The sequence below is a fragment of the Enterobacter cloacae complex sp. 277I4 genome, assembly GCF_050031465.1.
GTDB lineage: Bacteria > Pseudomonadota > Gammaproteobacteria > Enterobacterales > Enterobacteriaceae > Enterobacter > Enterobacter cloacae.
In genome coordinates, this window is record NZ_JBLGWC010000002.1 from 67985 (window position 1) to 93426 (window position 25442).

A 25442-nucleotide genomic window follows, 5' to 3' on the forward strand; every position below is an offset into this window, starting at 1 on the left:
GTCGTCTCCTCAGTGCCCTGAATGCATATTTACAGGCTGCTCAGACATTGCTGGCATACTGTTTTCTGTTTTTTCAGGGTGGCGCATACGTTCCAGCGCGCCCGTAATATTGGCTTCGGAGTCAATGAGGAACAGGCCACTGACCACCACGGTATCGCCTTCATTAAGACCGGAGCCAATGCCGGACTGTTGCTGTGATTCATGCAGAACGTGGATCTGTTTCGGCACAAACTTGCCTTCATCATCAACAGTAATCACGCGCTGTTCTTTGCCGGTATCGATAACGGCCTGGCTTGGTATCAGCAGCATCTCCTGACTTTGGGTATTCAGTTTGAGATAGGCATTCATGCCCGGCTTGAGAAACTCATCCTTGTTAGTAACCTGGAGGCGGACCTGAAGCGTGCGGGTTGTCTGATCCACGCTGGGAAGAATGTTCCATTTTTCGACATGGAATGTTTTATCCGGATAAGCCGGTACCGAAATTTCAAACTGCGACGTATCTTTCAGCAGATAGGCGATAGATTCTGGCACTGCAGCGCTGATCCAGACCGGGTCCATCCCCTGAATCTGAGCCACCACCTTATCTTTGGAAATATTCATGCCGGTGCGCAGGTCAAATGCAGTAATGACACCATCAATAGGTGCTTTAATGGTAAAACGGGTCTGGATTGTGCGGGTTGAACGCAGCCTTTGAATATCCTCTTCCGGCATACCAGCCAGACGAAGTCGCTCCAGAACCCCTTTTATCTGGGTTGGCGTACCGCCTGTACCGGATAACAGCAGAAACTCACTTTGTGCCTCAACCCATTCAGGAATGGTGATATCGATAAGCGGAGTGCCTTTCTTCACATGATCGCCAATCGTCAGGGGATACACTTTTTCGACGAAACCGTCAGAACGCGCCTGCACAATGACAAACTGATATTCGTTGTAACTGACATTAGCCGGGATTGTCTGAGAATAATTCAGCATTCCTCGCGTGACTTTTTGCGTTTTTAATCCCAGATTCTGAACCTGAGTTGGATCGATACGGATCCCGCCACTGCTTTTATCGCCACTTTCATCAGCATATTTCGGCACAAGGTCCATATCCATAAAAGGCGATTTTCCGGGTTTATCAAATTTGGTATCCGGTTTCATAGGATCATACCAGAAAAGCACCTTTTTCTCCGGTGCCTTTTGTTCTGCTGGTACTGTTTTTTGTGATGAGTTTAAATACTGCCAGGCAGTAACCGATATCAGCCCTCCTGCTATGAGGCTGCTGATAATTATTGCAGCATATTTTATCTTTAAAGAAGCCATACAATTTCTCGCTGAAAAATCAAAACACCTGGCATATGCGCCCGATCATTCATTCACAGTAATCCCATAATGAATGTTCAGGCGCACTGGATGTATTCGCTCCGGACTGTTAATCAGGATTGCGTAACGTTAATGCTTTTGAGTAAGGAGATATTGCCCTGCTGAATAAACGAGAAATCGACATGGTTGCCGGTTTTCAGGGCATTGATAGCGTCGTCTGCATTAACAAAAGTGAAGCGCATGGTCATTGCAGGCCAGCCCACCGCCGGGATTGCTTCGTGCGAAATGGTAATCTTTTTACTATTCATATCAATGTCTTTAACGATACCGGTGCCCTTGATAACCTGCTGTACCGAAGCATCACTGGCAGCATTCATATCGCCATGCTGATGTGTTTCAGCATGAAGACTGGCAGAAAACATGACAGAGAAGGCACCAAATAAAACGGCTTTAAGTGAATTACGCATTTTTAATTTCCTGATTAATTGAATAAATTTACTCTACCCAACCGCCACCCAGCGCGGTAAACAGATTAATTTCGTTAACCTGTCGGGAATAGGTAAGATCGAGAATGGTTTGCTGCGTCGCGAAGAGGGAACGTTCTGCATCCAGCACTTCGATGTAACTGACAGCACCACTTGCATACAATCCTCTGGCACGCTGTAGAGTTATCTGAAGTGAATCAAGATAACGCTGCTGTGACTCAAGTTGCTGGCTAAGGCTGTCGCGCAGCGCAAGCGTGTCGGAAACATCCTTAAAGGCTGACTGAATTTTTTGTTCGTAATTAACCACGGACTGTTGCTGGCGAATTTCAGCCAGCTTCAGATTGGCTTTGTTTCTGCCGGCATTGAAAATAGGAATTTCAATTTTAGGGATAAAATTCCACATTCCACTTCCTGACGTAAAGAGGCTGGACAGCTCCGTACTGCTTGCGGAAAGGCCACTGGTCAGGGTAATGGACGGGAAAAAAGCCGCTCGCGCTGCGCCAATATTAGCATCAGCCGCTTTCAACAGGTATTCCGCTTCCATAATATCCGGACGCTGCAGCAATATTTGTGACGACAGATTTGGTGGCAATTTTACTGGTGCGATCTCCCCACCTTTCATCCCTTTTTCTGACGGAACTGCGCGGTACGTTCCCAGCACCAGTTGCAGGGCATTGTTTGCCTGAGCCAGATCGCCTTCTCGTTTGGCTATTTCGGCGCGGGTACTTTCGATTTGCCCCCTGGCTTGTTCAAGCGCCAGAACGTTCGTACTCCCGGTCACCAGTTGTTGCTCAACGAATGCATAAGACTGTTCATAATTTTTCAGCGTTTCCCGCGCAATACGGAGTTGTTCGTACGCCAGTTGCTGGCTGAAATAGCTCTGTGAAACGTTGGAGACCAGCAGGATGTGTACGGCACGACGGGCTTCTTCGCTGGCAAAGTAGTTCTGGCGATCAGCCTCACTCATGTTCTTAAGTTTGCCAAAAAAATCGAGCTCATAGCTGAGCTCCAGACCCGCGTCGTACTCCTGTGTGGTCGGCTTGTCACCTTTCAGACCACCGCTGTATGTGATCCCGGATGAGGCATTCAGTTGAGGATAACGATCTGCATCCGTGACGTTGAACTGGGCCCGGGCCTCTTCAACCTTCAGGGCAGCCATTCTCAAATCACGGTTATTATTCAGGGCTTCACCGATCAGCCTGCTGACCTGGGGATCGACAAAAAAGTTTCGCCAGCCCGTATCCTGATAGCTGTTTACCGCAGGCGTCAGACTGTTTTTAGACAATGAAAACTGCTGGGGAACCGGAGCTGGCGGACGCTGATATTCAGGTGCCAGAGAAACACAACCAGCCAGGATGAATATGGTACTGATGCTGAGTAATTTTAATTTGAACATAACGCTTCTCGTACAGGCAGACCTGGTAAATGGTTCAAACGAAGTCCAGAGTATTGATAGGGATACTTTACCGAACGCTCTCTGTTTGCCGGGTGACAGGATAATGACAATGTTGTCATTTTTGCTGTAATCCGTTGATAACGATCGTGGGCGCAATAAAATGACATTAGCAGCCAGCCAGGGAGCATAATGAAAATATTAATCGTTGAAGACGAAATTAAAACAGGTGAATATCTCAGCAAGGGGCTGACAGAGGCGGGGTTCGTCGTGGATCACGCTGATAATGGTCTGACCGGATATCATCTTGCCATGACAGCCGAGTATGATTTAGTCATCCTGGATATCATGCTGCCTGATGTAAACGGCTGGGATATCATCCGTATGCTGCGCAGTGCCGGAAAGGGGATGCCGGTATTACTGCTGACGGCCCTTGGCACGATTGAACACAGGGTCAAAGGACTTGAGCTGGGTGCGGACGATTATCTGGTGAAGCCCTTTGCGTTTGCTGAACTGCTCGCCCGGGTAAGAACCCTCCTCAGGCGGGGAAACACGATGATCACGGAAAGCCAGCTTAAAGTGGCTGACCTCTCGGTTGATCTCGTATCCAGAAAAGTCAGCCGCGCCGGGAACCGCATTGTGCTCACCAGTAAAGAGTTCAGCCTGCTGGAATTCTTCATTCGCCATCAAGGAGAAGTTCTTCCCCGCTCCCTGATTGCCTCTCAGGTCTGGGACATGAATTTTGACAGCGACACTAACGCGATTGATGTCGCAGTAAAGCGACTCCGCGCTAAAATTGACAACGATTACGAGACAAAACTGATCCAGACAGTGCGGGGCGTGGGCTACATGCTGGAGATCCCGGATGCATAGCAAACCGTCCAGACGACCTTTCTCACTCGCTCTGCGGCTGACCTTTTTTATCAGCCTGTCCACAATACTGGCGTTTATCGCCTTCACCTGGTTTATGCTGCATTCTGTTGATAAGCATTTTGCCGAGCAGGATGTCAGCGATCTGCAACAAATCAGCACCACACTAAACCGTATCCTGCAGTCTCCGGTTGATCCGGATGAAAAAAAAGTAAGCAAAATAAAGGAATCGATCGCCAGCTACCGTAACGTTGCTCTTTTGCTCCTCAATCCCCGGGGAGAGGTGCTGTACAGCTCTGTGCAGGGGGCTGCTTTACGCTCTGCTGTGAATTCAGCCGATTTTAGCGAGCACAGCCGTGCACGTGATGTCTTTCTCTGGACGGTGGAGGATCCTGCGAGAGCGATGGATACCGGGTCCGGAATGAAGATGGAAACATACAGAATTATCGCCTCATCTGGTCAGGCGATATTTCAGGGCAAACAGCAGAACTATGTCATGCTGACTGGCCTCTCCATTAATTTCCATCTCCATTACCTCGATGCGCTGAAAAAAAATCTGATTGCGATCGCTGTCGTGATAAGTCTGCTAATTGTTCTGATCATTCGCATTGCTGTCCGTCAGGGGCACCTGCCCCTTCGTAATGTCAGCAATGCCATTAAAAACATCACCTCCGAGAATCTTGATGCGCGGCTGGAACCGACACGCGTTCCCATTGAGCTGGAGCAGCTGGTTATCTCGTTCAATCATATGATTGGAAAGATTGAGGATGTTTTTACCCGCCAGGCCAATTTCTCTGCCGATATCGCGCACGAGATCAGAACCCCCATCACCAATCTGGTGACGCAGACTGAAATCGCTCTGAGTCAGGATCGAACCCAGAAGGAACTTGAGGATGTCCTCTATTCCAGCCTTGAAGAGTATAACCGGATGACAAAAATGGTCAGCGACATGCTGTTCCTGGCCCAGGCGGACAATAATCAGCTGATACCTGACAGGGTTCGGTTTGACCTCAGAGCAGAAGTCATGAAAGTCTTCGAGTTTTTCGAAGCCTGGGCCGAAGAACGAAATATCACGCTCAAATTTAACGGGATGCCCTGCCTGGTTGAGGGAGATCCACAAATGTTCAGAAGAGCGATCAATAATCTGTTATCCAATGCCCTGCGTTATACCCCAGAGGGACAGGCAATCACCGTCTCAATAAGAGAGCAGGAGAGCTTTTTTGACCTTGTGATTGAAAATCCGGGGAAACCAATCCCTGAAGAGCATTTATCAAAGCTGTTTGATCGCTTTTATCGGGTGGATCCGTCCAGACAACGAAAAGGAGAAGGCAGCGGCATCGGCCTTGCGATTGTGAAGTCAATCGTGGAAGCACATCACGGAAGAGTGCAGGTGGAATCGGACGTACACTCAACGCGTTTTATCTTATCCGTGCCCAGACTGGAGAAAATGATTCCGGAAACCCAATACTGAGAATAAAGATTTAAATGACAAAGATGTCATTAGCCTGTCATGCAGCAAACAGAAGCCATTCGATATAATTAGTGCAACTTATCAGGAAGGCTGGATTGCTTCATCAATACCCGGCGTCAGAGTACGCCAGGAAATGAATATCCAGTCCTCTCCCGGAGAAATAAACACTGCCGAACCTGTTTCAGTTATGGAACTGAAAACGTCGGTTGTACTTCCCCGGACATCACTAATTCAGAAATGGAGATTTATCATGAAAAATATCGTATTAGCATCCTTGCTGGGCTTTGGTTTAATTTCTTCGGCCTGGGCCACTGAAACCGTGAATATCCATGAGCGGGTCAACAATGCACAGGCTCCTGCTCACCAGATGCAGTCTGCTGCGGCTCCTGTCGGGATCCAGGGGACTGCTCCTCGTATGGCCGGTATGGACCAGCATGAACAGGCCATTATTGCTCATGAAACCATGACGAACGGGTCGGCGGATGCGCACCAGAAAATGGTTGAAAGTCATCAGAGGATGATGGGAAGTCAGACCGTTTCCCCTACCGGGCCGTCGAAGTCATTAGCGGCAATGAATGAGCATGAAAGAGCTGCAGTTGCCCATGAATTTATGAATAACGGTCAGTCTGGCCCACATCAGGCCATGGCCGAAGCGCATCGTCGCATGCTCAGTGCAGGCTGACGGCGAGGGAAGTATCTGTGCTGTCCTTATTTCCTTGATAGATTTTTCCGTAACCGGATATATGGCAACATCTTTGCCCCCTACAGGGGCATTTTTATCAGATTCTGCTACAGTTAACGGGTATCAACTTAAAAGGATATTTTTTATGAAAGCCAGAAACACTTTATTTGCAGTATTATTGTTATCCCTGCCAGCGATTTCAGCAGAACATTCAGAAATGAAAATGACTGATATGTCTACCTCGGCTTCGTCACAGGAATATATGGCTGGCATGAAAGACATGCATGACAAAATGATGGCTGCCGTAAATGAATCCGATCCCGACAAGGCTTTTGCGAAAGGCATGGTAGCGCACCATGAAGGGGCAATAGCAATGGCTGAGACCGAGCTAAAATACGGAAAAGATCCGGAAATGAGAAAGCTCGCACAGGACATCATTAAAGCTCAAAAAGGTGAAATTGAGCAGATGAATAAATGGCTTGATAGTCAAAAGTAAACATTGCAGAAATGTCACGACAAGCGTGATTTTACATCGCTCCTGGGCACGGGAGTCTGTTAATCTTTATATAATTCAAACCCGATTAATTTCGGGTTTTGTATTTTCACGCGCCAAATCGGTAACTACCAGGAAATAATGACCGTCTCTGCAAGCAAGGTAAAAGCATTACTATTGAATAACACTCACCTGTTCTCACCTTTATAATAGCGAATCAAATCCTCCAGAGATATATCGATAGCTACCTGTTTTAATAACTCCTTTCTCTCATTATATATTTTCTCAAGCATTTCTTCATATCCCTGGCCGAGGTGAATTTGCTTATGGCAATTGCAACACAGCGATATTATATTTTCTTCGACGTCAAGCGAAGTGTTAAAATCATCCTGCATGGACATAGGTACAATGTGATGAGGTTCAGTATAATTCAGGGAAGAGTTACGCCTTCTGAAGGTTGGGTGTTCACCATCGACTTCACATCTGTAACCTGCTTTGTTCAGTGCATTTTTCGAAACCCCTTTATTTCTTGGGTACGAGACGCCATTTTTTACTTCAATTGCATGTTTCTTTGGTTTAGCTTCCCCTGTATATTCAAATGCCTGGGCGATATCAAATGTATTATTCGCTTCCATGGCGTTGATCAACTCATCGTCTGAGTAATACTCATTGATGGTTATTTCTTCCACACCAAATAAATCCAGCTCTTTAATTGCCTGAACAAGTTCATCACGAATAGTCCATAAGTATCTTTTTGGTTTTTCACCGGTTTCTTTACTCTTCATGACTGTAATGAATTTTGTGCCAGGTGCTATATTCCCGATCCCTTTAACTTCAAACCTTCCTAGCTCTTTTTGAACTCTACCACCGAGCCCGTTAATAACGCCATTAGCACTCATACTGTGCTGGTCGTACTTTTTGCCTATATCAAAACATGTGCAGGAATGATTTGGTTCAATATACCATTTTTTTAACGCCTCAATACTTTTAGAGTCAAAAACCTTTTCATTCATTAACAGATTTTTCCATTCTTCCACACTGATATCAATGTCGCAGACGTACTCCCCGTCAATTACCTGGCAAATCTTATAGATCACGATCTATCCCCCCTGTAATAAAAAAATCATCACAATACACAGTCCGTTACCCGGTATGAGTGCAGTCAGGTAACATCTGCAGTATGCCATATTTTCAGCTCTGGTAAATCAGAAAAACCATTGTCATGGCATCTCAAATTAAATTATTTCTGAAATTACTAAACTTCAGCATCCATCACCGACTATACCATGTTTTCTGTCTGGCCCAGATATAATGGACAGTTAGTTCCGCTCATTATCCGCGATGATGAAATAGTCTCCGGCCAACAAAACCGTACAATGTTTTCAATGACCTGCACTTTTAACTGAACAAGTGAAAAACCATTCAGAACTTAAAATGTTAACAATAATTTCATGCTGGCGTGTATGCCACATTATTCACATTTTGCGAATGAAAATAACTGGCATAATTGAATTTAATGATAATGTTACATATTGTCAGCCAGGTTCCGGAAAGCGAGAACCGGAACCGCACCTGTCCAGCCGGTATTTCCGTCGATGACCCTCGCTTTTTACTGATTTGTGCCCGACTGAGAAATCGGTAACTCAGTTTCGGAATCGGCGCAGATGAGTTTCCGGAACAAAATAAATGTTGCCGCGCGCCCGTGAGCATGCCACGTACAGCCTGTTACGGGACGATGGTGGAAGGGCTGCCAGTTCCTGACGGGTCAGAAGCTTCCAGTGGGCGGGCCCCATCACAATGCAGACATCCTGAAAGTGATCGAGCCCTTTGCTGACGCCCCAGTTCATGGAATAGCAGCCGTAACGGTGATGCTCACGATAGAAGAGCTTAATCACCGTATTATCGGCGTGCAGGGCGGCTGTGCGCTCTGCATCTGTGATCGTTTCAATCAGGGTGGCATGTATCCCATGGGCAGCGATACGGATGTTCAGTTGCCCGGTGATAAACTCGCACACCGAAGTCGAGCAACGCCATGTGTCAACAACGGGTAAAAAGTGATCCACTTACCGCCACCACCAACGGTTTAATATTGATCCACCTTGTTTACTCAGGATTAGCTTCAGCGATAACCCCGGCCTTTCGTTTCTGCTTCAGTCGATAGCTTTCCCCTTTTATTTGCACGACATGTGAGTGATGTAAGATCCGGTCCAGCATCGCCGATGTCAGCGCTGCATCACCGGCGAACGTCTGATCCCACTGCCCGAACGGCAGGTTGGAGGTCAGGATCATCGCGCTCTTCTCGTAACGTTTGGCGATGACCTGGAAGAACAGCTTGGCTTCCTCCTGACTGAACGGCAGATAACCTATTTCATCGATGATAAGCAGCTTCGGGGCCATGACACCACGATTGAGAGTCGTTTTGTAACGGCCCTGACGCTGTGAAGTGGACAGCTGTAGCAGCAGGTCCGCTGCTGTTGTGAAGCGAACCTTGATGCCCGCCCGTACTGCTTCGTAGCCCATGGCTATCGCCAGATGCGTTTTTCCCACGCCCGATGGCCCCAGCAACACGATGTTTTCGTTACGCTCTATGAAGCTCAGGGATCGCAGCGACTGGATTTGCTTCTGAGGAGCGCCGGTGGCGAAGGTGAAGTCGTACTCCTCGAACGTCTTTACCGCCGGGAAGGCTGCCATCCGCGTGTACATCGCCTGTTTACGCTGATGCCGGGCCAGTTTCTCCTCATGTAACAGGTGCTCCAGGAAGTCCATGTAGCTCCATTCCTGATCCACCGCCTGTTGCGACAGCGCCGGCGCTGCGCCGATAAGACTGTCCAGCTGGAGCTGTTCGGCAAGCACCATCAGCCGTTGATGTTGCAGTTCGACCATCATGCGGCTCCTCTGCAGAACGTGTCATAGATGGAGAGCGGATGATGCAACGGCTGCCTGTCGAAGGTCATCAGGCTTTCATCAACCTGCACATCATACTGTTTTTTCTCCGGTGGCAGTGCCAGCATGGATTGCTGTTCCTCCACCCAGCGATCGCAGGGGCGGGTCTGGATAGTTTCATGCTTACGTTGATTGGCCACATCGTACAGCCAGCGCAGGCCGTAACGGTTTGCGGTTTCAACATCGACGGTGATCCCCATCGGACGCAGGCGTGTCATTAACGGGATATAGAAGCTGTTGCGGGCGTACTGCACCATCCTCTCCACCTTGCCTTTAGTCTGCGCCCTGAAGGGACGGCACAGGCGGGGAGAGAAGCCCATCTCTTTGCCGAACTGCCACAGGGAAGGATGGAACCGGTGCTGCCCGGTCTGGTAAGCATCACGCTGCAGCACCACCGTTTTCATATTGTCGTACAGGACTTCCTGCGGTACACCGCCGAAGAAGCTGAACGCATTGCGGTGACAGGCTTCCAGCGTGTCGTAGCGCATGTTGTCGGTGAACTCGATGTAAAGCATTCTGCTGTATCCCAGAACAGCGACGAACACATGCAGGGGTGACTTGCCGTTTCGCATGGTCCCCCAGTCAACCTGCATCTGCCGTCCGGGCTCGGTTTCGAAGCGAACGACCGGTTCTGCCTGTGCTGGCAGGGTCTGTTTACGGATGAACTCTCTCAGGATAGTAAGCCCTCCACGATAGCCCAGCTCCATGATTTCCCTGGCAATAACGGTCGCCGGGATTTTGTAGGGATGCGCATCGCTGATCCGCTTAGAGATGTAATCACGGTATTCATCGAGCAGTGATGATGGTGCCGGGCGTGGTGAATACTGCGGCTTTTCAGATTTGGCTTTCAGGTGGCTGCGGACAGTATTGCGCGAAATACCCAGCTCCCTGGCAATGGCCCGGATACTCATTCCCCGCTTGTGCAGGACTTTAATTTCCATACGAATCTCAAAAGTGATCATAAGCTCCCCTGTATTCAGAGGAGCAGATTAACCCCTGGATCAATTTTCAACCGCTGGGGTGGATCAGTTTTGCACCGTTGGTAACACCATGTTCGGTTGAGCGTGTTACGGTCAACCATGAAACCTGCTGCGGCGAAGCGGGCCTCATATCGCGTAATGTCATCGTGCAGCGCTGAATTAACGTTGCCGTCACGGCTTGTATCAAAGGTATGCTGATAAAAATCACCGCAACACAGCACAGTGATTTCCGCACGGCAGAGCTCCAGCAGAAAATCAAAGTCATGTCCGGCAAAGTCCTGGACTTCATCGACAAGCAGTTCATCGTAGTAACGGGCAAGCCGGGTACGGATATCCGGCAGCAGCCCCCGGGCTGTCAGCAAGTGTGCGAGCCTCCGGTGATATAGCCGTCCGGCGGGATCCTGATAATGCCGGGCATTCGTGCGCGGTATTCCGGGAGGGGGTCGGTCGAAGCTCAGGCCACGCGATGCCAGCCGCTCCTGCAGGAAAGGCCGGAAGCAAAAACCGTGCAGAAACTCAAACCAGGTCATCACCCTGATCCCGTCCGGGATAAAGCCAAAACGTCTGATAATCTGCGCCCGCAGATGCGCTTCATTATTCACGGTGAAGGTCAGGATCAGCGTTCTCCGGTCCTCACTCAACCGCCGTATCAGCAGCGTGGTCTTGCCCGAGCCGGCAACCGCAAATATCACTCTCTTATCCATGCCAGTGCCTCCTGAATATAATCAGGTACCGTCAGCTCTTCGGCGTGCAGCTGTAACAGCCGGAATGCTGCTTCTGCCTTATTGGCCAGCATGTATTCCTGCACCGTGAGTGTTCGGCGGGTTCCGCGGAAAAGCGCGTCACACAGAGCAGCGTTATCCTGATACAGGCAGATTTCAAATGTGGATCGGGTGTTGTCGCGATCAGCAAATGCCCGGGTGCGGGAACACAGCACGTCAGCATAGCGTTCATCGCAGTTTTGCTGATAGTTTCCGTCATTATCACGAAGGGCCGCGACGCGATTTTCCAGAAGACGGGCCAGTTCAAGATAACGACGGAAACTCGTTCCGCCGATAGCGATGATGTGAACCCCGTCATCCTCCGGCGCCCTGCCATACAGGCGGCGATAAAAGGCCTCAATCAGAATAAACTCAGCATCCCCCTCCACGAGCAGTGCACGTCTGGCTAGCGCAAATTCCAGCACGTTATTATCCGGTGCTTTCATGAAGAAGGCGGCAGTCTCAGCGGAAAGTTCATTCATCAGTACCGGCCGGGTAGATCCGAGGAGGATTGCCTTACGTAGATCGAGGCGGGAGGAGATATGGCTGCTGTGTGTGGCAATAAACACCTGCGTCTGCCGTTCAGTGGCAAGCTGATTAACCAGCCTCTTCATACTGACATGGCTGAGATGATTCTCCGGCTCCTCAAGCAACAGTGCGTGGAGCTCTCCCTGCTGCTGATGCCGCTGCAGCGCAAACTCTGTTTTGATGAAGCACTGCCTTCCTTTTCCACGGTGACGAATGGAAATACCGTCCTCGGTAATGTCCAGATTCGCCTCAAGACCTGATTTAGCACCGGAACGCACGCCAAACTGATACGTTTCCAGCGTGTCGTTTATGGCTGACAGATGCCGGGTGCAGAAGAGCATTTTCTGTTGCCGGTAACTGTTTTCAAGCCGGTAACGATCGGCCACCGGCACATTGACGCTGTAAACTGTGCGCGTATATTCCTGTGCGGCGTGCTCGTTATCGATGCGTGCACTGTCTAACAGCAGATGGCGCAGATAGCGTCTGAAGCCGGCGAAATGACCACCGGAGAAGGTGCTGAACCGCACGGAATAGTATTCATAGGGAAAATTATCGGGATCCTGCTGTAGTACATTGTGAATATCCTGACCGTATTCCTCCGTCATTGGTGCAATGCGCATTCTGAGTCCATCCGCATCGATACCCGCCAGATTTTGCCTGCCGTTCAGGTCAGGATCTCCCCCATTACTCAGGAAAACGTCAGCTGTCAGCACGGGTAACAGCTCGGCGCGGCGCTCACCTTCCTGAAAATGCCTGACTGCTGACTGGGACAGGAGCGATTCCACACCCAATGCCTCGACCCGGTGCCGGCTGTCACTCAGCACAAGGTCAAGGGCCAGCAGAATCGTGCTTTTCCCGGACTCGTTGTCACCGACCAGAATGTTACGGTCATGAGTGAAGCGCAGATCCAGTTCCGGAAACTTTTTAAAGTTTTGCAGCATAAGCCGCGTGATCAGAGGCATCTTTTATTCCTTTATATACCGCTGACTGAAAGAGTGTCCGGCAGCGCCAGACCGCCTGTTTTGTATTACAGCGTTATCTTACCCAGTCTTCCAGCACCAGACCCGGCACCCGCTCAAATTCCCGCACATTATTGGTCACCAGCACGGCACCGGCGGCGATGGCGTGCCCGGCGATCGCCGTGTCGTTCGGCCCGATCGGCGTGCCGGCGAGGCGCAGCGCCACCTTAATTTCCGTGGTCGCGTCCACCGCGGTACGGTCCCAGGGCAGGATGGCATCAAGGCGGGCAGCGAAGGCGTCAGCCAGCTTCTGTGCGGCTGGTCCTGCTTCCTGTGATGCCAGTGACACTTCGGCCCAGGTGATGGCCGAAACCACAATGCGGTGACCCCGCAGCACCGCCTGCTCCAGGCGCTTCAGGACGGCTTCCGGCTGCTCGCGCATGATGAACGAGCAGATGTTGGTGTCGAGCATATACATTTTGTTCACAGGTTAACCCGTCCTTCGTCGCTGACAACGTCCCCGCGCTCAGCCATAAAGTCCGGGTCAGCTTTTTCGAGCTCCAGGAACGAGCCCCAGGTCGGCCGGACGGGACGCAGAATAATGCTGTCCCCTTCCCGGACGATCTCCAGCTCGCTCACCCCCTCAAAATCCAGATCGCGGGGCAGGCGGATGGCGCGGTTGTTGCCGTTTTTGAAAATAGATACGGTTCTCATGATTTTTCTCCCGGGTAAGTATGGATATGTGATGCATATCCGGAATGAGGTTCATTGCACCGGGTGTGTGCATATGTTCAGTATAGGCAGATGTTCGGCATATGTATATATAGAGCATATGCAGATGGTGAGTATATGCGTATGCCATACCTATGCAGATGTCAGGCATATGGATATGCTTTGCATATCCTTTCTTTTCACTTTTCCCGGTCAGATCCGAAAAAAGGTAGTTCCGGATCACGGCGATTTTCTGCGCTGATTTGTGAAACGAAAATTAAAAATGTGCTACACTTTAAGTAGTTAGATAACTTTCACCCTCTCCGCATCAGACCGACCTGACGAGTAAATCCTGTTAATCTGTTCATCATCGCTTCCGAAAACTTTGCTATTATGAATTTTTCGGAAGTCAAAAAGAGTGAGATCCGGTAATTGCGGGCGGTGACTGTTATTCTGCTAATCACTGCGGGCGGGCAACGGAATGTTCTGCTGGCGATGATAAATAAATAGAACTAATAGATATTAAATAATAAGGAAGTTGATTATGAATATGAAAATTACACTGAGTGTTTTATTTGAGGCTCTCATAATCCTTGGGCATGACAGAGTCTGGATGGAAGAATCGGAGTTTGAGCACATATACGGATACGGCTGCTACCGTGAGATACACACTTGGGACGATCGCACAGTTGCCTGGTGGGATGATGCTGATGACACATGGTATCTGTCCACAGAAGTCGATGTGATAACTCCTTTCCTTGGCCCTCTCCCAAAGAAAGAAGGAGAGCTCTCCGAGGAAAAATGCTTCCAGTTAATGACTCTTGGTCGCTACTGATAGCCGACAGCAGCATTTAATGAGTGGTCGGCTGGACACCCTCTGGCGGCCACATGTCACTCGATAGTGTAGTCCGGCGGGATTTCTCCCTGAAGATGATCCAGACATTAACGTAAAGGATACAGGAACGATGTGTAAACTGACCGGTTTTATAATGGGGCTGACGATCCTGCTGGGTGTGACTGCACGGGATGCAGGGGCGGCAACGCTCAGTGAAATGCGGATGGTTAATGCCAGTCAGAAACCCGGGATGGTGATTATCTGCAGCCGGACCTCGGAGATTCCGCAGAAAGGTGAATCCCCCGTTCGTATAGAAAGTCTCCTCAGGGGCGTGGTACTGCAGAACGACGGTGATCGCATGATGTTTGACGTGACCTATACACAGCGAAACGCTGAAGAGAGTATTCCTTTTCGTACGGAAAAATACCGGCTGACCACTGAGCTGGAAGCCACCCGCCAGAAAATGGCCATCGATCCTGAGACGATAGAACTATCGCTTCCGCGTGCCCGCGGTCTTGAAGAAACTTTTCTCGCGGGGATGAAAGCAAGCCCGGTTTCGTTTGAAGATTACACCAATTACCGTGTCAAATCTGCTACCGAGTATCTGATCCTGCCGGGTCCGGCATCCCCGGATGCACCGGTGATGCACTGCACACTCTAATGACAATGGTGACATAACATGATGCCAGCACTGCCAGGCCATAGCGGGGCTTTTTCCTCTGCTCAGCTGCCGGTGGCCATCGATTACCCGGCCGCGCTGGCACTGCGCCAGATGGCGCTCGTTCAGGACGAACTGCCGAAATACCTGCTGGCGCCGGAAGTGAGCGCCCTGCTCCACTACGTGCCCGATCTTCACCGTAAGATGCTGCTGACCACCCTGTGGAACACCGGCGCCCGTATTAACGAAGCACTGGCCCTGACCCGGAGTGATTTTTCCCTGGCCCCGCCCTACCCGTTCGTGCAACTGGCAACCCTCAAACAGCGGGTGGAGAAAGCGGCCCGAACGGCCGGCCGTGCTCCGGCCGGCAGCCAGCCTCATCGTAACGTTCCGCTTTCCGATCCGCAGTATGCCCGCCAGCTGGAAATGATGGTGGCCACCCTGAAAATACCGCTGGAACGCCGGAATAAGCGCACCGGCAGAACGGAAAAGGTGCGCATCTGGGAGATCACCGACCGTACCGTTCGCACCTGGCTGGGCGAAGCTGTTGAAGCGGCAGCCGCCGACGGGGTGACGTTCTCCGTGCCGGTGACGCCACACACGTTCCGCCACTCCTACGCCATGCACATGCTGTATGCCGGAATTCCGCTGAAGGTGCTGCAGAGCCTGATGGGGCACAAGTCGATCAGCTCGACGGAAGTCTATACAAAGGTATTTGCGCTCGATGTTGCTGCAAGGCATCGTGTGCAATTTTCAATGGCAGAGGCTGATGCTGTTGCCATGCTGAAAAAAAGATAACTAAATTTGTCAAAATTTACAGACAGTTGTAATGACATCCACTTATTCGATAATAAATTAATCTTGCGTTACGTGAAAACTGACAGGGGTCCAGGCTGTACCAGGCCGGAATTCACGTAACGCACTTTACGTCTTCTTCATTACTTACCTTTTCGTTCCGATCCTGTTCATCCCTGCATTGCCCCCTTTTCTTCATAACGCATTTCACTGTTGCCGAAAGCCCATGGGGTCGACTTTGCGACCGCGGCCGCACTCAGAAGGATGGCCACTTTAACCGGCGCCACCCTGGCGTACCTACTCGTCCCCGAAGTGAGAGCCCTACTCTTCTATATGCCGGATCTTCACCATTAAATGCTGTTCTCTACTTTCTGGAACACGGGAGTGCGGATCAGTGAATCCCGGACGCTGCCCCCGGAATCCTTTGATCTCGGTGGGTTAAGACCCTTTGTGAAAGTACTGGGCTAAGGGCATCCGCCCTGACGAACAATATTGACTAAGTGATGAAAGTAAACATATCGCAGTGAAGATGTTGAGCAGACTGCCCGCTCTTCCACACACCGCAGTCAATATCAATACTCCGGTAGGCCTATCCGCATATCGCAGTCAAGGCAAGCAAAACCTAAACGGAATGATGAATCAGTATAAATTGACTGTGGTATGCGCTCTGCATACCACAGTCAACAAACTCTAAAACGGCATTCCTCAGTCATTTCCCGGTTTCACGCTGGCGAGCGCTTTTGCTAGTTTCTGAGGATCAATACCTGCAGCCTTCAGGGCTTTAATAACTTCGTCATAGTTCTGCTCAGGTACTTCCTCTTCCGGCTCACGGGGAACAACGACCTTGCTACTGATGAGTTTCGGATTACGGTAATGCACGCTGAAGTAGGTGGCCCGGCCGCGTTTGAATTCGGTGTAATCCAGATAGCCGATATCCTTCAGCTGCGCCATGGCTTTGCGCACCGTGTGGTTCTGCGTGTAGAGGTTAGACGTCAGGTTGAGTCTGTCTCGCATACGCTTCATGGAGATGGGGGCCGGATTCTGTGGCAGACTTTCAATGTAGGTATAGAGTGCCTGTGCGGACTCCTTGCGCTGCAGGGCATCAATGGCTTTCAGACGCAACAGGACCCGCCTGTCCATCTGATAAAGCTCAAAGAGCTTGGGCTCTGCCCTGATCTCCACGACATCGGCAGTGATGTCGTAATAGGCAGACTGAACCAGGTGCGTAGTCCACCCTTTCGTTTCACTCTGAAACTTGAGGGTTACGGATGCCAGCTTGAACAGGGAGTTGCTTATCCTGTCACGCATTTTCTTGTTAGAGCGCCGGGAGTCAAAGCCACACATTTTAACAAACTCAACAAAAGACAGCTTGAGCGTGTCATCCTTAACGCCAAAATCATACATTGAACGGATGATTCCAAGCCAGACTTTGAAGTCCGTATCCATATCGAGGCGCGATCCGGTGATCCTGACATCGGTATACCCTTCACTCCGGGCAATGGACAGCTGTACGAGCTCCTCAGTCGCATCCGTGACGTTTTTGCGGTTCGTCTTACTCCTAGAGGTCGATTTGAGGGTAGGAACGAACAGACCAAGCCTCATGAGCGCAACAGGCTGAACAGTACTGGCGCTGTTGACATCCAGCTTAACAACTTCACCCGTTGTCTTATTGACCTCCTGAAGATTCAGGGGTAACTCATTATTTTCCATAGCCATTTTATTAACCCGCGGTTATCCACAAACGAAAGTATATACGCATATCACAGTCAACGGAAATACATACCCCAGTTAATACAATTGCATACCGCAATAGTTGATCTCGCACACAACAGTCAACATACCACACACCACAGTTAATGAAGATAGTCTCCAGGCTCAGGCGTAGCGGGGCGCTAAACGATCCGGGGATCTCTTTTTGATCTCAACATGATCTCCTTAAGGATCAATTACTGGATCGAAATATGGAATAACAGCCAGCATCCAATACATATGGACCACTGACATGACACAATGTGAATCTTGGTACAACAACCCAGTAATACAACACCAGGAAAGGCAATAGTCTTGACTGTGATATGCAGAAAAATGCATGTCATTACTCTTCCCTATTCCTATTCAGCTTCATACCGCAGTCAATAATCTGCATACTATAGTCAATTCCTTACCATTCAGTTCCTTCCAGTGGAGCTTCGTTAGCTTCAGAGCGTCAGCCACACCTTGTTAGTACGGAGTAATTCCGCTTCCTCGACGCATGCGCCTACGCGCGCATACTTTCTGCGGCGAGCGGATGATATTGACTGAAGCATGCGGCAGCCTTTCAGGCGGATGCTGAACTGAACAAGACTATATTTTGATCGGCTTTGCAATATTTAAGACGGTTTGCAACTTTAATGTTGCTTTGCGCCTTTTACCAAGATTTAATAGATTAATGCAAAGATAATAATAAGGAACAAAGAATGGGACTGATGGAAACGCTTGACCAGTGCATTACGGCCGGTCATGAAATGACGAAAGCTATCGCGATTGCACAGTTTAACGATGATAGCCCGGAAGCCAGGAAAATTACCCGTCGCTGGCGTGTGGGTGAGGCCGCCGATCTGATTGGCGTTTCTTCTCAGGCAATCCGTGATGCAGAAAAAGCAGGACGCCTTCCCCATCCTGATATGGAAATGCGTGGACGTGTAGAGCAGCGGGTGGGCTACACCATTGAACAAATCAACCATATGCGGGATGTATTTGGCACCCGTCTGCGCCGTCCTGATGACAGCGTTCCGCCCGTCATCGCGGTGGCAGCACATAAAGGGGGTGTCTATAAGACATCTGTATCTGTACATTTGGCACAGGACCTGGCGCTGAAAGGGCTGCGAGTACTGCTTGTCGAAGGGAACGATCCTCAAGGCACAGCCTCCATGTACCACGGCTGGGTCCCTGATTTGCATATCCATGCCGAAGACACACTGCTGCCTTTTTATCTTGGTGAGCGCGATGATGCAGCCTATGCCGTCAAAGCCACCTGCTGGCCGGGTCTCGACATCATACCTTCATGCCTGGCTCTGCACCGCATTGAGACAGAACTAATGGGAAGGTTTGACAACGGGAAACTGCCGACAGAACCTCATATGATGCTTCGCCTGGCCATCGAAACAGTGGCCCATGATTATGATGTCATTGTTATCGACAGTGCACCGAACCTCGGTATTGGTACCATCAATGTCGTCTGTGCTGCAGATGTACTCATCGTGCCAACGCCAGCAGAGTTATTTGATTACACCTCTGCCCTTCAGTTTTTTGACATGCTGCGCGACCTGTTAAAAAACGTGGACCTGCAGGGTTTTGAACCTGACGTTAGAATTCTTCTGACCAAGTACAGCAATAACAATGGCTCACAGTCACCCTGGATGGAAGAACAGATCCGCGATGCCTGGGGAAGCATGGTACTGAAAAACGTTGTTCGCGAGACCGACGAAGTCGGTAAAGGTCAGATCCGTATGAGAACGGTGTTTGAGCAGGCTATCGATCAGCGCTCATCTACAGGAGCCTGGCGAAATGCGCTGTCTATCTGGGAGCCTGTCTGTAATGAAATTTTTGATCGCCTGATTAAACCTCGCTGGGAGATCAGATAATGAAACGTGCACCAGTCATTCCAAAACATACCGTAAAAGATATCCGCCCCGAAACTGAACCTTCAGCGGCACCCGCTGCACCGATGGTTGATTCATTAATTGCACGGGTTGGAGCCATGGCCCGCGGGAATACCATTCTGCTTCCGGTTTGTGGCCGGGAAGTGAAATTTATTCTGGAAGCGATCCCGGGCGAGAGTGTTGAGACGGCATCAAGAGTCTGGTCAGGTAATGAACGTGACCAGGAACTACTGACCGAAGACGCGCTTGATGATCTGATTCCCTCTTTTATGCTGAGTGGTCAACAGACGCCTGCGTTCGGACGAAGGGTAGAAGGTGTCATTGAAATTGCTGATGGTAGTCGCCGTCGTAAAGCCGCCATACTGACATCATCAGATTATCGTGTTCTCGTCGGGGATCTCGATGACGAACAGATGATGGCTTTATCACGGCTGGGTAATGATTATCGTCCTGTCAGCGCTTATGAACGGGGCAACCGTTATGCACAGCGGTTGGAAAATGATTTTAACGGCAATATCTCTGCTCTGGCTGAAGCTGAGAATATTTCCCGTAAAATCATCACGCGTTGCATCAACACGGCCCATTTGCCAAAATCAGTGGTTGCCCTGTTTACTCATCCTGGTGAACTTTCCGCCCGCTCTGGGGAGACGCTGTACAAAGCATTTTCGGGAAAAGAAGCTTTATTGTTGCAACGGACACAACAGCTTCATGAGCAAAAGAAAGCGGGAGTTATCTTTGAATCCGAGGAAGTTATTGGTTTACTGACGGATGTTCTGAAAGAGCCATCAGGTAAAAAAGTAAACCTTAATACCCGTCATCAATTTGTACCTGGTGCGACAGCCCTATACAAAGGCGATAAGGTGATTTTTAATCTCGATAAATCTCGTTTGCCTGCCGAGTGTATCGAGAAGATAGAAAGCATACTGCGCGACTTACAAAAAGTTTAGCCTGTTTAATGATACACGCGAGAGTCTTCATTAATTTCCAATATCCTTAATGCGTTACATGCTGCTTCGGAATATATACATCCGAAGCAGTTATTTTCTGCACTATAGCCCAGTGTTGTTAAAAAGATCTGTTTACTTCTCCCAACCTGATTGTTACCACAATCTAAAGATCCAGTTTTTTCTAGTTTTCCTTAACTAGTTCCGCAGTTCACCCCTCAACCTGCATATCAGAACTCAGACGGTAACCCATCCCGGAATACTGATTTCATACACCAGATTAACTGGGACCACGGTCCCACTTCCTACTTGCGTGTCAGAACTCACCCGTCAAGCCCGCTTGGAATATCGATTCCACACGCCGGATTTAACTGGGACCACGGTCCCACCTCCTACTTGCGTGTCAGAACTCATCCTTCAACCCCGCCTGGAATATCGATTCCACACGCCGGATTTAACTGGGACCATGGTCCCACTCTATTCAGCTGTTTCTATCACAATACAGATTTTGAGATTGTTACTGTGGTTCCTGTATTAGGTGCGTAAGAAGATTATGTTCGTTTTGTTCCCTGGTGCTTCCTCGCTCACTCGCGGGCTTCGCCCTGTCGTTCGGCTGCGGCGAGCACTACTGGCTCTCTCAGAAAAGCAGAATTTATCTGATCCTCGCAACGGGAATATCTTTCCAGCGGGTGGTGTACGCAGGGGAGAGCATATCGCGTTTCATTTGCCATGATGGCGCTATCCCTCGCCCGGCAAACCAGATCTGTCCCAGACCGGAATGATTAATGCCATCGAGAACCTTCATCAGCTCAGAGCTGTGAGGACGTGGCGGACGTTCGTCGAACAGCTGCAGCTGCGAAACGCCGGAGCCGGTGAAGTCATTCAGCATCACACCGGCTTTGGCATACAGGTGCCCATCCTTCCAGATACGCTCCAGAGCCGTTGTGGCGGCCGCAATAATGTCCCGGGTGTCCTGAGTGGGTGTAAGCAGTTTCTCCGTGGCCACGTTGCCGTAGTAAGGCTCTTTAACGGCGAACGGAGACGTTTTGATGAAAACGGAAATATGCCGGCAGTACTGGCGCTCTTTCCGCAGCTTTTCAGAGGCCCGCTCTGCGTACTGACAGACAGCCTGGCGGAGCGAATCGTACTCCGTGATTTTCTCTCCAAAGCTGCGGCTGCAGACGATCTGCTGTTTCGTCGGTGGTGCTTCCTCAAGCGACATGCAGCTTTCCCCGTTCAGTTCGTGTACTGTTCGCTCGAGAACGACGGAGAAATTTTTGCGTATAAAGGCCGGGTTCGTCAGGGCCAGATCGAGCGCGGTCCTGATACCCAGTACATTAAGTTTGCGTGCAATACGGTTTCCCACGCCCCAGATCTCTTCGACCGGCTGCAGTGAAAGCAGTTTCCGCGTTCGCTGAGGATTCCCCCTGGTCAGGGCGAGCACACCACGAAACTGTTTCCACTCCTTTGAGGCCCACTGGGCTGATTTTGCCAGGGTTTTCGTCGGCCCGGCACCCACGCCGATGGTCAGACGGGTACAGTCATACACGTGCTGGCGCAGCTGCCGGCCGAAGTCCTCCAGGTCCATGCAGTGCTCAACGCCGGTCAGGTCGAGGAACATCTCGTCAATCGAATACTGTTCCACCCTTGGGGCCAGCTCCTCCAGGCAGCTCATCACGCGCGCTGACATCGAGGCATAAAGTTCATAGTTGCTTGAGAACGCGTATATTTTTTCCGGATACGTTTCGTTTTTCATCTGAAACCACGGCATGCCCATTTTGATCCAGGGCTTTGCCTCGGCACTTCTTGCGATAACGCAGCCATCGTTATTACTGAGCACCACAACCGGCTTTCCTTTCAAATCCGGGCGGAAAACACGTTCGCAGCTGGCATAAAAGCTGTTCACATCGGCCAGGGCAAACATCAGTACATCTCCCTCGGGCGGTGGATGATGTGCGTGACGACGCCAAAGATATCCAGATCGTCCGGGTCGGGATAAATCGGCGGCCAGGCGGCGTTCATTGGCTGCAGCGTCAGTCGTGGCGTCAGCAGAAGCCGTTTAACCGTAAACTCCCCCTGCACACTGGCCACAACAATATCGCCGTGCCGGGGCTTCTCTGCACTGTCCACAACCAGCAGATCGCCATTGTAAAGGCTGCCGTCGGACATGCTGTCACCGCTGGCACGGAGATAGTAAGTCGCGCTTGGGTGCCGTATGCAGTAATCATGGAGATCCAGGTCGGACTCGACATAGTCAGCGGCAGGGCTCGGAAAACCGCAGCTGGCCAGGTCTGCAAACAACGGATGGGCCTGTGGCGGGAGTGCTTTCCCGGTGCTGAAAAGCTGCAGTTTCATCTTTCCTCCTGACGTCTAAATATACTGGATATGCATACAGTATATTTAACAGCGTGAGGATAATCCAGATCACCTGCTTCATGAACAGGGTGAGTAACCTAAGTTACTCAAAATGCTATTTAATATCATTATGGAACATTTAAATTACTCATAATGAGAAGTATGGCTTTTATTTTGCCATTTTGCTCTTATAATATGTATCAAATTGAGTTTAATTGACGGAGCATAATGATGAATATTTACTGCGATGATGGTTCAACTAATGTTAAGCTGGCATGGTTTGAAGGAAACGAGCTGCAGACCCGGGTTTCTGCTAACTCCTTCCGGCATGGCTGGAAAGTGGCGGAATTCAGTGCCGCAACGTTCAACTATCAGGTGGGCACGCTGAAATACACCTGGGACAGCGTCAGCCGGGATGCCATCCCGACAACAAACGTGGAATACCAGTACGGTGATCTCAACCTGCTGGCCGTGCATCATGCCCTGCTGAACAGCGGACTTGAGCCGCAGCCGGTGAGCCTGACCGTGACGCTGCCCCTGAGCGAGTATTATGACGGGGACTGCCAGCGGAACGAGGAGAACATCCGACGCAAACGAGAAAACCTGATGCGTGAGCTGGTTCTGAATAAGGGCAGGGCATTTACCGTAACGGACGTGAAGGTGATGCCTGAATCACTGCCGGCGGCGTTCTCCCGTCTCGCGGAGCTGAAGCCCGGACCCGCTGAGACCACCCTGATTATCGATCTCGGCGGAACCACGCTCGATGCCGGCGTGATTGTCGGACAGTTTGATGATATCAGTGCGGTACACGGCAATCCGTCTGTCGGCGTGTCACAGGTCACCCGCGCAGCTGCAGGCGCGCTGCGGGCTGCAGACAGCGAAACCAGCGCGCTTATTGCTGACACGGTCATCCGCAACCGCAATGATCGTCAGTATCTGCAGCGAGTGATCAACGATGCCGGAAAAATTGACGATGTTCTGAACAAAATTACAGAGGCAATCACTTCCCTGGGCGCGCGTGTCACCAGTGAGCTGACGGTCTTCAGGAGCGTTAACCGGGTATTCCTGGTCGGGGGAGGGGCATCCCTCATTGAAGAGGCTATCCGTCAGGCCTGGCCTCTGGCTCCTGACCGTATCGAGGTTATCGGCGATCCGCAGCTGGCGCTGGCCAGAGAGATTGCCCTTTACAATAAAGAGGACTAAACGTGCCGGACGGCCAGTATTCTTTCTATCTGCACAGCGACGATCGCACCGACATCACGGCGATGGCGACCATCAGCACCATCTCACAGCCCCTGCGCGGTGACTTCATTCGGACCGCCGCCACCGCCGGGGCGGTGATGTACCAGACGGATGCCCGTTTACCGGCGCTGATCCCGGTGTTCTTTGACGGACATCTGAGTGCCATCCGGCTTTGTGCCGTGATGGCGCTGGTATCCGGCACCTGGTCTTCACTCTCAGGACTTCCTGATGAGCCTGATGGTGGCGTTGCTGCTCTGGCCATGTCACCGGAGACCGAATACCAGCGCCGGCGTTACACCCTGACGCTTCAGGATGACCGGAGCAGTGAACGGGTTGAGCGTGTGCTGACGGGCGTGTCATCCCGCCTGCGCGGAGAGCTGCTGAGAAACCTGATAATCACCGGTCTGGCCCTGCATACGACCGCACCGGAGCTGCCGCGTCTGCTGGCCAGCATGCCGGTACCGCCCGGCACGGTCAGCGAGTTGCAGGTTCTGGTTCAGCAGATGGCCGATACGGCTGACGTGAGTATGGCTGCAGTGCCGGCGAAACCTGCGGAGCCTGCCGCACCGGTATCCGCTGAAGCGACCAGCATAAAGAAAAATATGCGCCGGGCATTCGGAGACTAGAGCATGTCAGTGATTAAACAAAAAGCAGTGCATTCATAACTTTCTGCGGGCCCGGAACGTGCCTGAATCTCAGTGGCCGGAACGGGTCAAAAAGACCGGCAGGGGAATGATACTGGCTGGCGTGGCCGTCGTGGTTCCTGGCGTTCTGGTTGATAACATCTCACTGCCGGTGACAATCGCGATGCAGGTCTGCTATGCCTCACTGATCGGCCTCGGGGTTCTCCTGGCGTTTGACGAGAAAAAACCAGAGGGGCGGGGATGAATATGAACATTAACCTGAAGGAAACAGTATGCAGCTTGAAGAACTGACAGGAGACGAACGTACGCTGGTCGTTGTGGCACTGCAGGCGTTGTTCCGCGAGAGATTATCCGCATCAAATGCCGTCTTTACGGTATGTAGCCTGTCCGGAAAAGAGCAGCCGCCGGAAGATATTTTTGGGCTGCGTGAAGTAGAGGATGCGCTGAGACGTATTGGTGCAGCTCCTGCGCGTTAAATCCGGTCCCGTACACTTCAGAAAAAAACGGCAGAGTGACATCTCATCCCTGCCGTCAAAACTAAACGCTTAATTTTTCGGCGATTATAATGTATTGTTTTGTGATGTAAATCACATTTTAATTTAATGTGAAATTTTTCCTCCGCTTTATATCTCCCGTAAAAAATTACCCGCCGTGCCTTCACGCTAACCCGGCCGCTGCGGTCGCAAGGGTTCACGTTGTCTCCGTCCTCACCCGTTCGCGCCCTGCACGGTGCATTCAGCCCGTGAAGGG

Annotated in this window: 25 protein-coding genes and 3 pseudogenes; 14 read left to right on the plus strand and 14 right to left on the minus strand. The window is 50.7% G+C overall.

Annotated features, from left to right (window positions below; genetic code table 11):
- Positions 1-9 precede the first annotated feature (9 nt).
- From silB to silC, 3 genes are all read right to left on the minus strand, one after another.
- On the minus strand, positions 10-1302 hold the full coding sequence (silB, locus tag ACQG19_RS25270) for a Cu(+)/Ag(+) efflux RND transporter periplasmic adaptor subunit SilB (protein ID WP_001446341.1): 1293 nt from the start codon (positions 1300-1302) through the stop codon (positions 10-12).
- A gap of 113 nt (positions 1303-1415) precedes the next feature.
- Positions 1416-1769, minus strand: coding sequence for a cation efflux system protein CusF (gene cusF / locus ACQG19_RS25275; RefSeq protein ID WP_032662198.1), 354 nt, complete (start codon positions 1767-1769; stop codon positions 1416-1418).
- A 28-nt stretch (positions 1770-1797) separates the two neighbouring features.
- Complete coding sequence (silC, locus tag ACQG19_RS25280; protein WP_032662193.1) at positions 1798-3183, minus strand: Cu(+)/Ag(+) efflux RND transporter outer membrane channel SilC; 1386 nt, start codon at positions 3181-3183, stop codon at positions 1798-1800.
- 189 nt (positions 3184-3372) lie between these two features.
- On the opposite strand from silC, the gene silR reads away from it, so the two are divergent.
- From silR to copM, 4 genes are all read left to right on the plus strand, one after another.
- Positions 3373-4053, plus strand: coding sequence for a copper/silver response regulator transcription factor SilR (gene silR / locus ACQG19_RS25285; RefSeq protein ID WP_032662190.1), 681 nt, complete (start codon positions 3373-3375; stop codon positions 4051-4053).
- Positions 4046-5521 (plus strand): copper/silver sensor histidine kinase SilS, encoded by a 1476-nt coding sequence (gene silS, locus ACQG19_RS25290; RefSeq protein ID WP_032662186.1) that lies wholly within the window; start codon positions 4046-4048, stop codon positions 5519-5521. The genes silR and silS overlap by 8 nt, the downstream gene beginning before the upstream one ends.
- 250 nt (positions 5522-5771) lie before the next feature.
- Positions 5772-6203 carry a silver-binding protein SilE gene (silE, locus tag ACQG19_RS25295; protein WP_000790485.1) on the plus strand — a complete coding sequence of 144 codons (432 nt, stop codon included), beginning with the start codon at positions 5772-5774 and terminating at the stop codon, positions 6201-6203.
- A 145-nt stretch (positions 6204-6348) separates the two neighbouring features.
- Entirely contained in the window at positions 6349-6699 is a 351-nt protein-coding gene (copM, locus tag ACQG19_RS25300; protein ID WP_032662182.1) for a CopM family metallochaperone, read from the plus strand.
- Between the two features lie 185 nt (positions 6700-6884).
- Here the strand turns inward: copM and ACQG19_RS25305 are convergent, their stop codons facing one another.
- The 8 genes and pseudogenes from ACQG19_RS25305 to vapB all read right to left on the minus strand — a co-directional run bounded on the left by ACQG19_RS25305 (position 6885) and on the right by vapB (position 13581).
- Entirely contained in the window at positions 6885-7793 is a 909-nt protein-coding gene (locus tag ACQG19_RS25305) for an HNH endonuclease (protein WP_032662179.1), read from the minus strand.
- Positions 7794-8339: 546 nt separating this feature from the next.
- A pseudogene (locus ACQG19_RS25310) lies at positions 8340-8732 on the minus strand (DNA helicase UvrD); the annotation flags it as partial.
- Positions 8733-8799: 67 nt separating this feature from the next.
- Positions 8800-9582 carry an IS21-like element ISSen3 family helper ATPase IstB gene (gene istB, locus ACQG19_RS25315; protein WP_001531258.1) on the minus strand — a complete coding sequence of 261 codons (783 nt, stop codon included), beginning with the start codon at positions 9580-9582 and terminating at the stop codon, positions 8800-8802.
- The gene (istA, locus tag ACQG19_RS25320) at positions 9579-10601 is read right to left on the minus strand and encodes an IS21-like element ISSen3 family transposase (RefSeq protein ID WP_000627495.1); all 1023 of its coding nucleotides are present in this window, start codon (positions 10599-10601) and stop codon (positions 9579-9581) included. Before istA ends, istB begins: the two co-directional genes overlap by 4 nt.
- Before the next feature lie 86 nt (positions 10602-10687).
- Positions 10688-11323, minus strand: a pseudogene (locus tag ACQG19_RS25325) (DNA helicase UvrD); the annotation flags it as partial.
- Positions 11308-12870, minus strand: a complete 1563-nt coding sequence (locus ACQG19_RS25330; RefSeq protein ID WP_032662171.1) for an ATP-dependent nuclease — start codon at positions 12868-12870, stop codon at positions 11308-11310. The pseudogene ACQG19_RS25325 and the gene ACQG19_RS25330, both read right to left, overlap by 16 nt.
- Before the next feature lie 73 nt (positions 12871-12943).
- The gene (locus ACQG19_RS25335; RefSeq protein ID WP_032662169.1) at positions 12944-13354 is read right to left on the minus strand and encodes a PIN domain-containing protein; all 411 of its coding nucleotides are present in this window, start codon (positions 13352-13354) and stop codon (positions 12944-12946) included.
- Positions 13351-13581, minus strand: coding sequence for a type II toxin-antitoxin system VapB family antitoxin (gene vapB / locus ACQG19_RS25340; protein ID WP_032662167.1), 231 nt, complete (start codon positions 13579-13581; stop codon positions 13351-13353). Before vapB ends, ACQG19_RS25335 begins: the two co-directional genes overlap by 4 nt.
- A gap of 541 nt (positions 13582-14122) precedes the next feature.
- On the opposite strand from vapB, the gene ACQG19_RS25345 reads away from it, so the two are divergent.
- The 4 genes and pseudogenes from ACQG19_RS25345 to ACQG19_RS25360 all read left to right on the plus strand — a co-directional run.
- Positions 14123-14413 carry a hypothetical protein gene (locus ACQG19_RS25345; RefSeq protein ID WP_013087126.1) on the plus strand — a complete coding sequence of 97 codons (291 nt, stop codon included), beginning with the start codon at positions 14123-14125 and terminating at the stop codon, positions 14411-14413.
- Between the two features lie 130 nt (positions 14414-14543).
- Positions 14544-15074, plus strand: a complete 531-nt coding sequence (locus tag ACQG19_RS25350) for a hypothetical protein (protein WP_013087127.1) — start codon at positions 14544-14546, stop codon at positions 15072-15074.
- A gap of 18 nt (positions 15075-15092) precedes the next feature.
- Positions 15093-15869: a site-specific integrase gene (locus tag ACQG19_RS25355; protein WP_015572054.1), complete on the plus strand. Its 777-nt coding sequence runs from the start codon at positions 15093-15095 to the stop codon at positions 15867-15869.
- Positions 15870-16070: 201 nt separating this feature from the next.
- Positions 16071-16328 (plus strand): annotated as a pseudogene (locus ACQG19_RS25360) (tyrosine-type recombinase/integrase); the annotation flags it as partial.
- A gap of 243 nt (positions 16329-16571) precedes the next feature.
- Here ACQG19_RS25360 and ACQG19_RS25365 read toward each other — a convergent pair.
- Positions 16572-17582, minus strand: a complete 1011-nt coding sequence (locus ACQG19_RS25365) for a RepB family plasmid replication initiator protein (protein WP_015572055.1) — start codon at positions 17580-17582, stop codon at positions 16572-16574.
- 740 nt (positions 17583-18322) lie between these two features.
- Here ACQG19_RS25365 and sopA point away from each other — a divergent pair.
- Positions 18323-19489: a plasmid-partitioning protein SopA gene (sopA, locus tag ACQG19_RS25370; RefSeq protein WP_023327689.1), complete on the plus strand. Its 1167-nt coding sequence runs from the start codon at positions 18323-18325 to the stop codon at positions 19487-19489.
- The gene (locus tag ACQG19_RS25375) at positions 19489-20454 is read left to right on the plus strand and encodes a ParB/RepB/Spo0J family plasmid partition protein (protein WP_013087134.1); all 966 of its coding nucleotides are present in this window, start codon (positions 19489-19491) and stop codon (positions 20452-20454) included. Before sopA ends, ACQG19_RS25375 begins: the two co-directional genes overlap by 1 nt.
- A gap of 649 nt (positions 20455-21103) precedes the next feature.
- Here the strand turns inward: ACQG19_RS25375 and ACQG19_RS25380 are convergent.
- A complete protein-coding gene (locus ACQG19_RS25380; RefSeq protein WP_058654146.1) occupies positions 21104-22375 on the minus strand; it encodes a Y-family DNA polymerase in 1272 nt (423 codons plus the stop codon).
- The gene (gene umuD, locus ACQG19_RS25385; RefSeq protein WP_013087136.1) at positions 22375-22806 is read right to left on the minus strand and encodes a translesion error-prone DNA polymerase V autoproteolytic subunit; all 432 of its coding nucleotides are present in this window, start codon (positions 22804-22806) and stop codon (positions 22375-22377) included. The genes ACQG19_RS25380 and umuD overlap by 1 nt, the downstream gene beginning before the upstream one ends.
- A 231-nt stretch (positions 22807-23037) precedes the next feature.
- On the opposite strand from umuD, the gene parM reads away from it, so the two are divergent.
- From parM to ACQG19_RS25405, 4 genes are read left to right on the plus strand one after another with little or no spacing between them, the layout of a single operon-like run.
- Complete coding sequence (parM, locus tag ACQG19_RS25390) at positions 23038-24009, plus strand: plasmid segregation protein ParM domain-containing protein (protein ID WP_023327692.1); 972 nt, start codon at positions 23038-23040, stop codon at positions 24007-24009.
- A 2-nt stretch (positions 24010-24011) separates the two neighbouring features.
- Positions 24012-24674, plus strand: coding sequence for a plasmid partitioning/stability family protein (locus ACQG19_RS25395; RefSeq protein WP_013087138.1), 663 nt, complete (start codon positions 24012-24014; stop codon positions 24672-24674).
- Between the two features lie 58 nt (positions 24675-24732).
- On the plus strand, positions 24733-24936 hold the full coding sequence (locus ACQG19_RS25400) for a hypothetical protein (protein ID WP_226881633.1): 204 nt from the start codon (positions 24733-24735) through the stop codon (positions 24934-24936).
- Positions 24937-24964: 28 nt separating this feature from the next.
- On the plus strand, positions 24965-25168 hold the full coding sequence (locus ACQG19_RS25405; protein WP_013087140.1) for a hypothetical protein: 204 nt from the start codon (positions 24965-24967) through the stop codon (positions 25166-25168).
- Positions 25169-25442 lie beyond the last annotated feature (274 nt).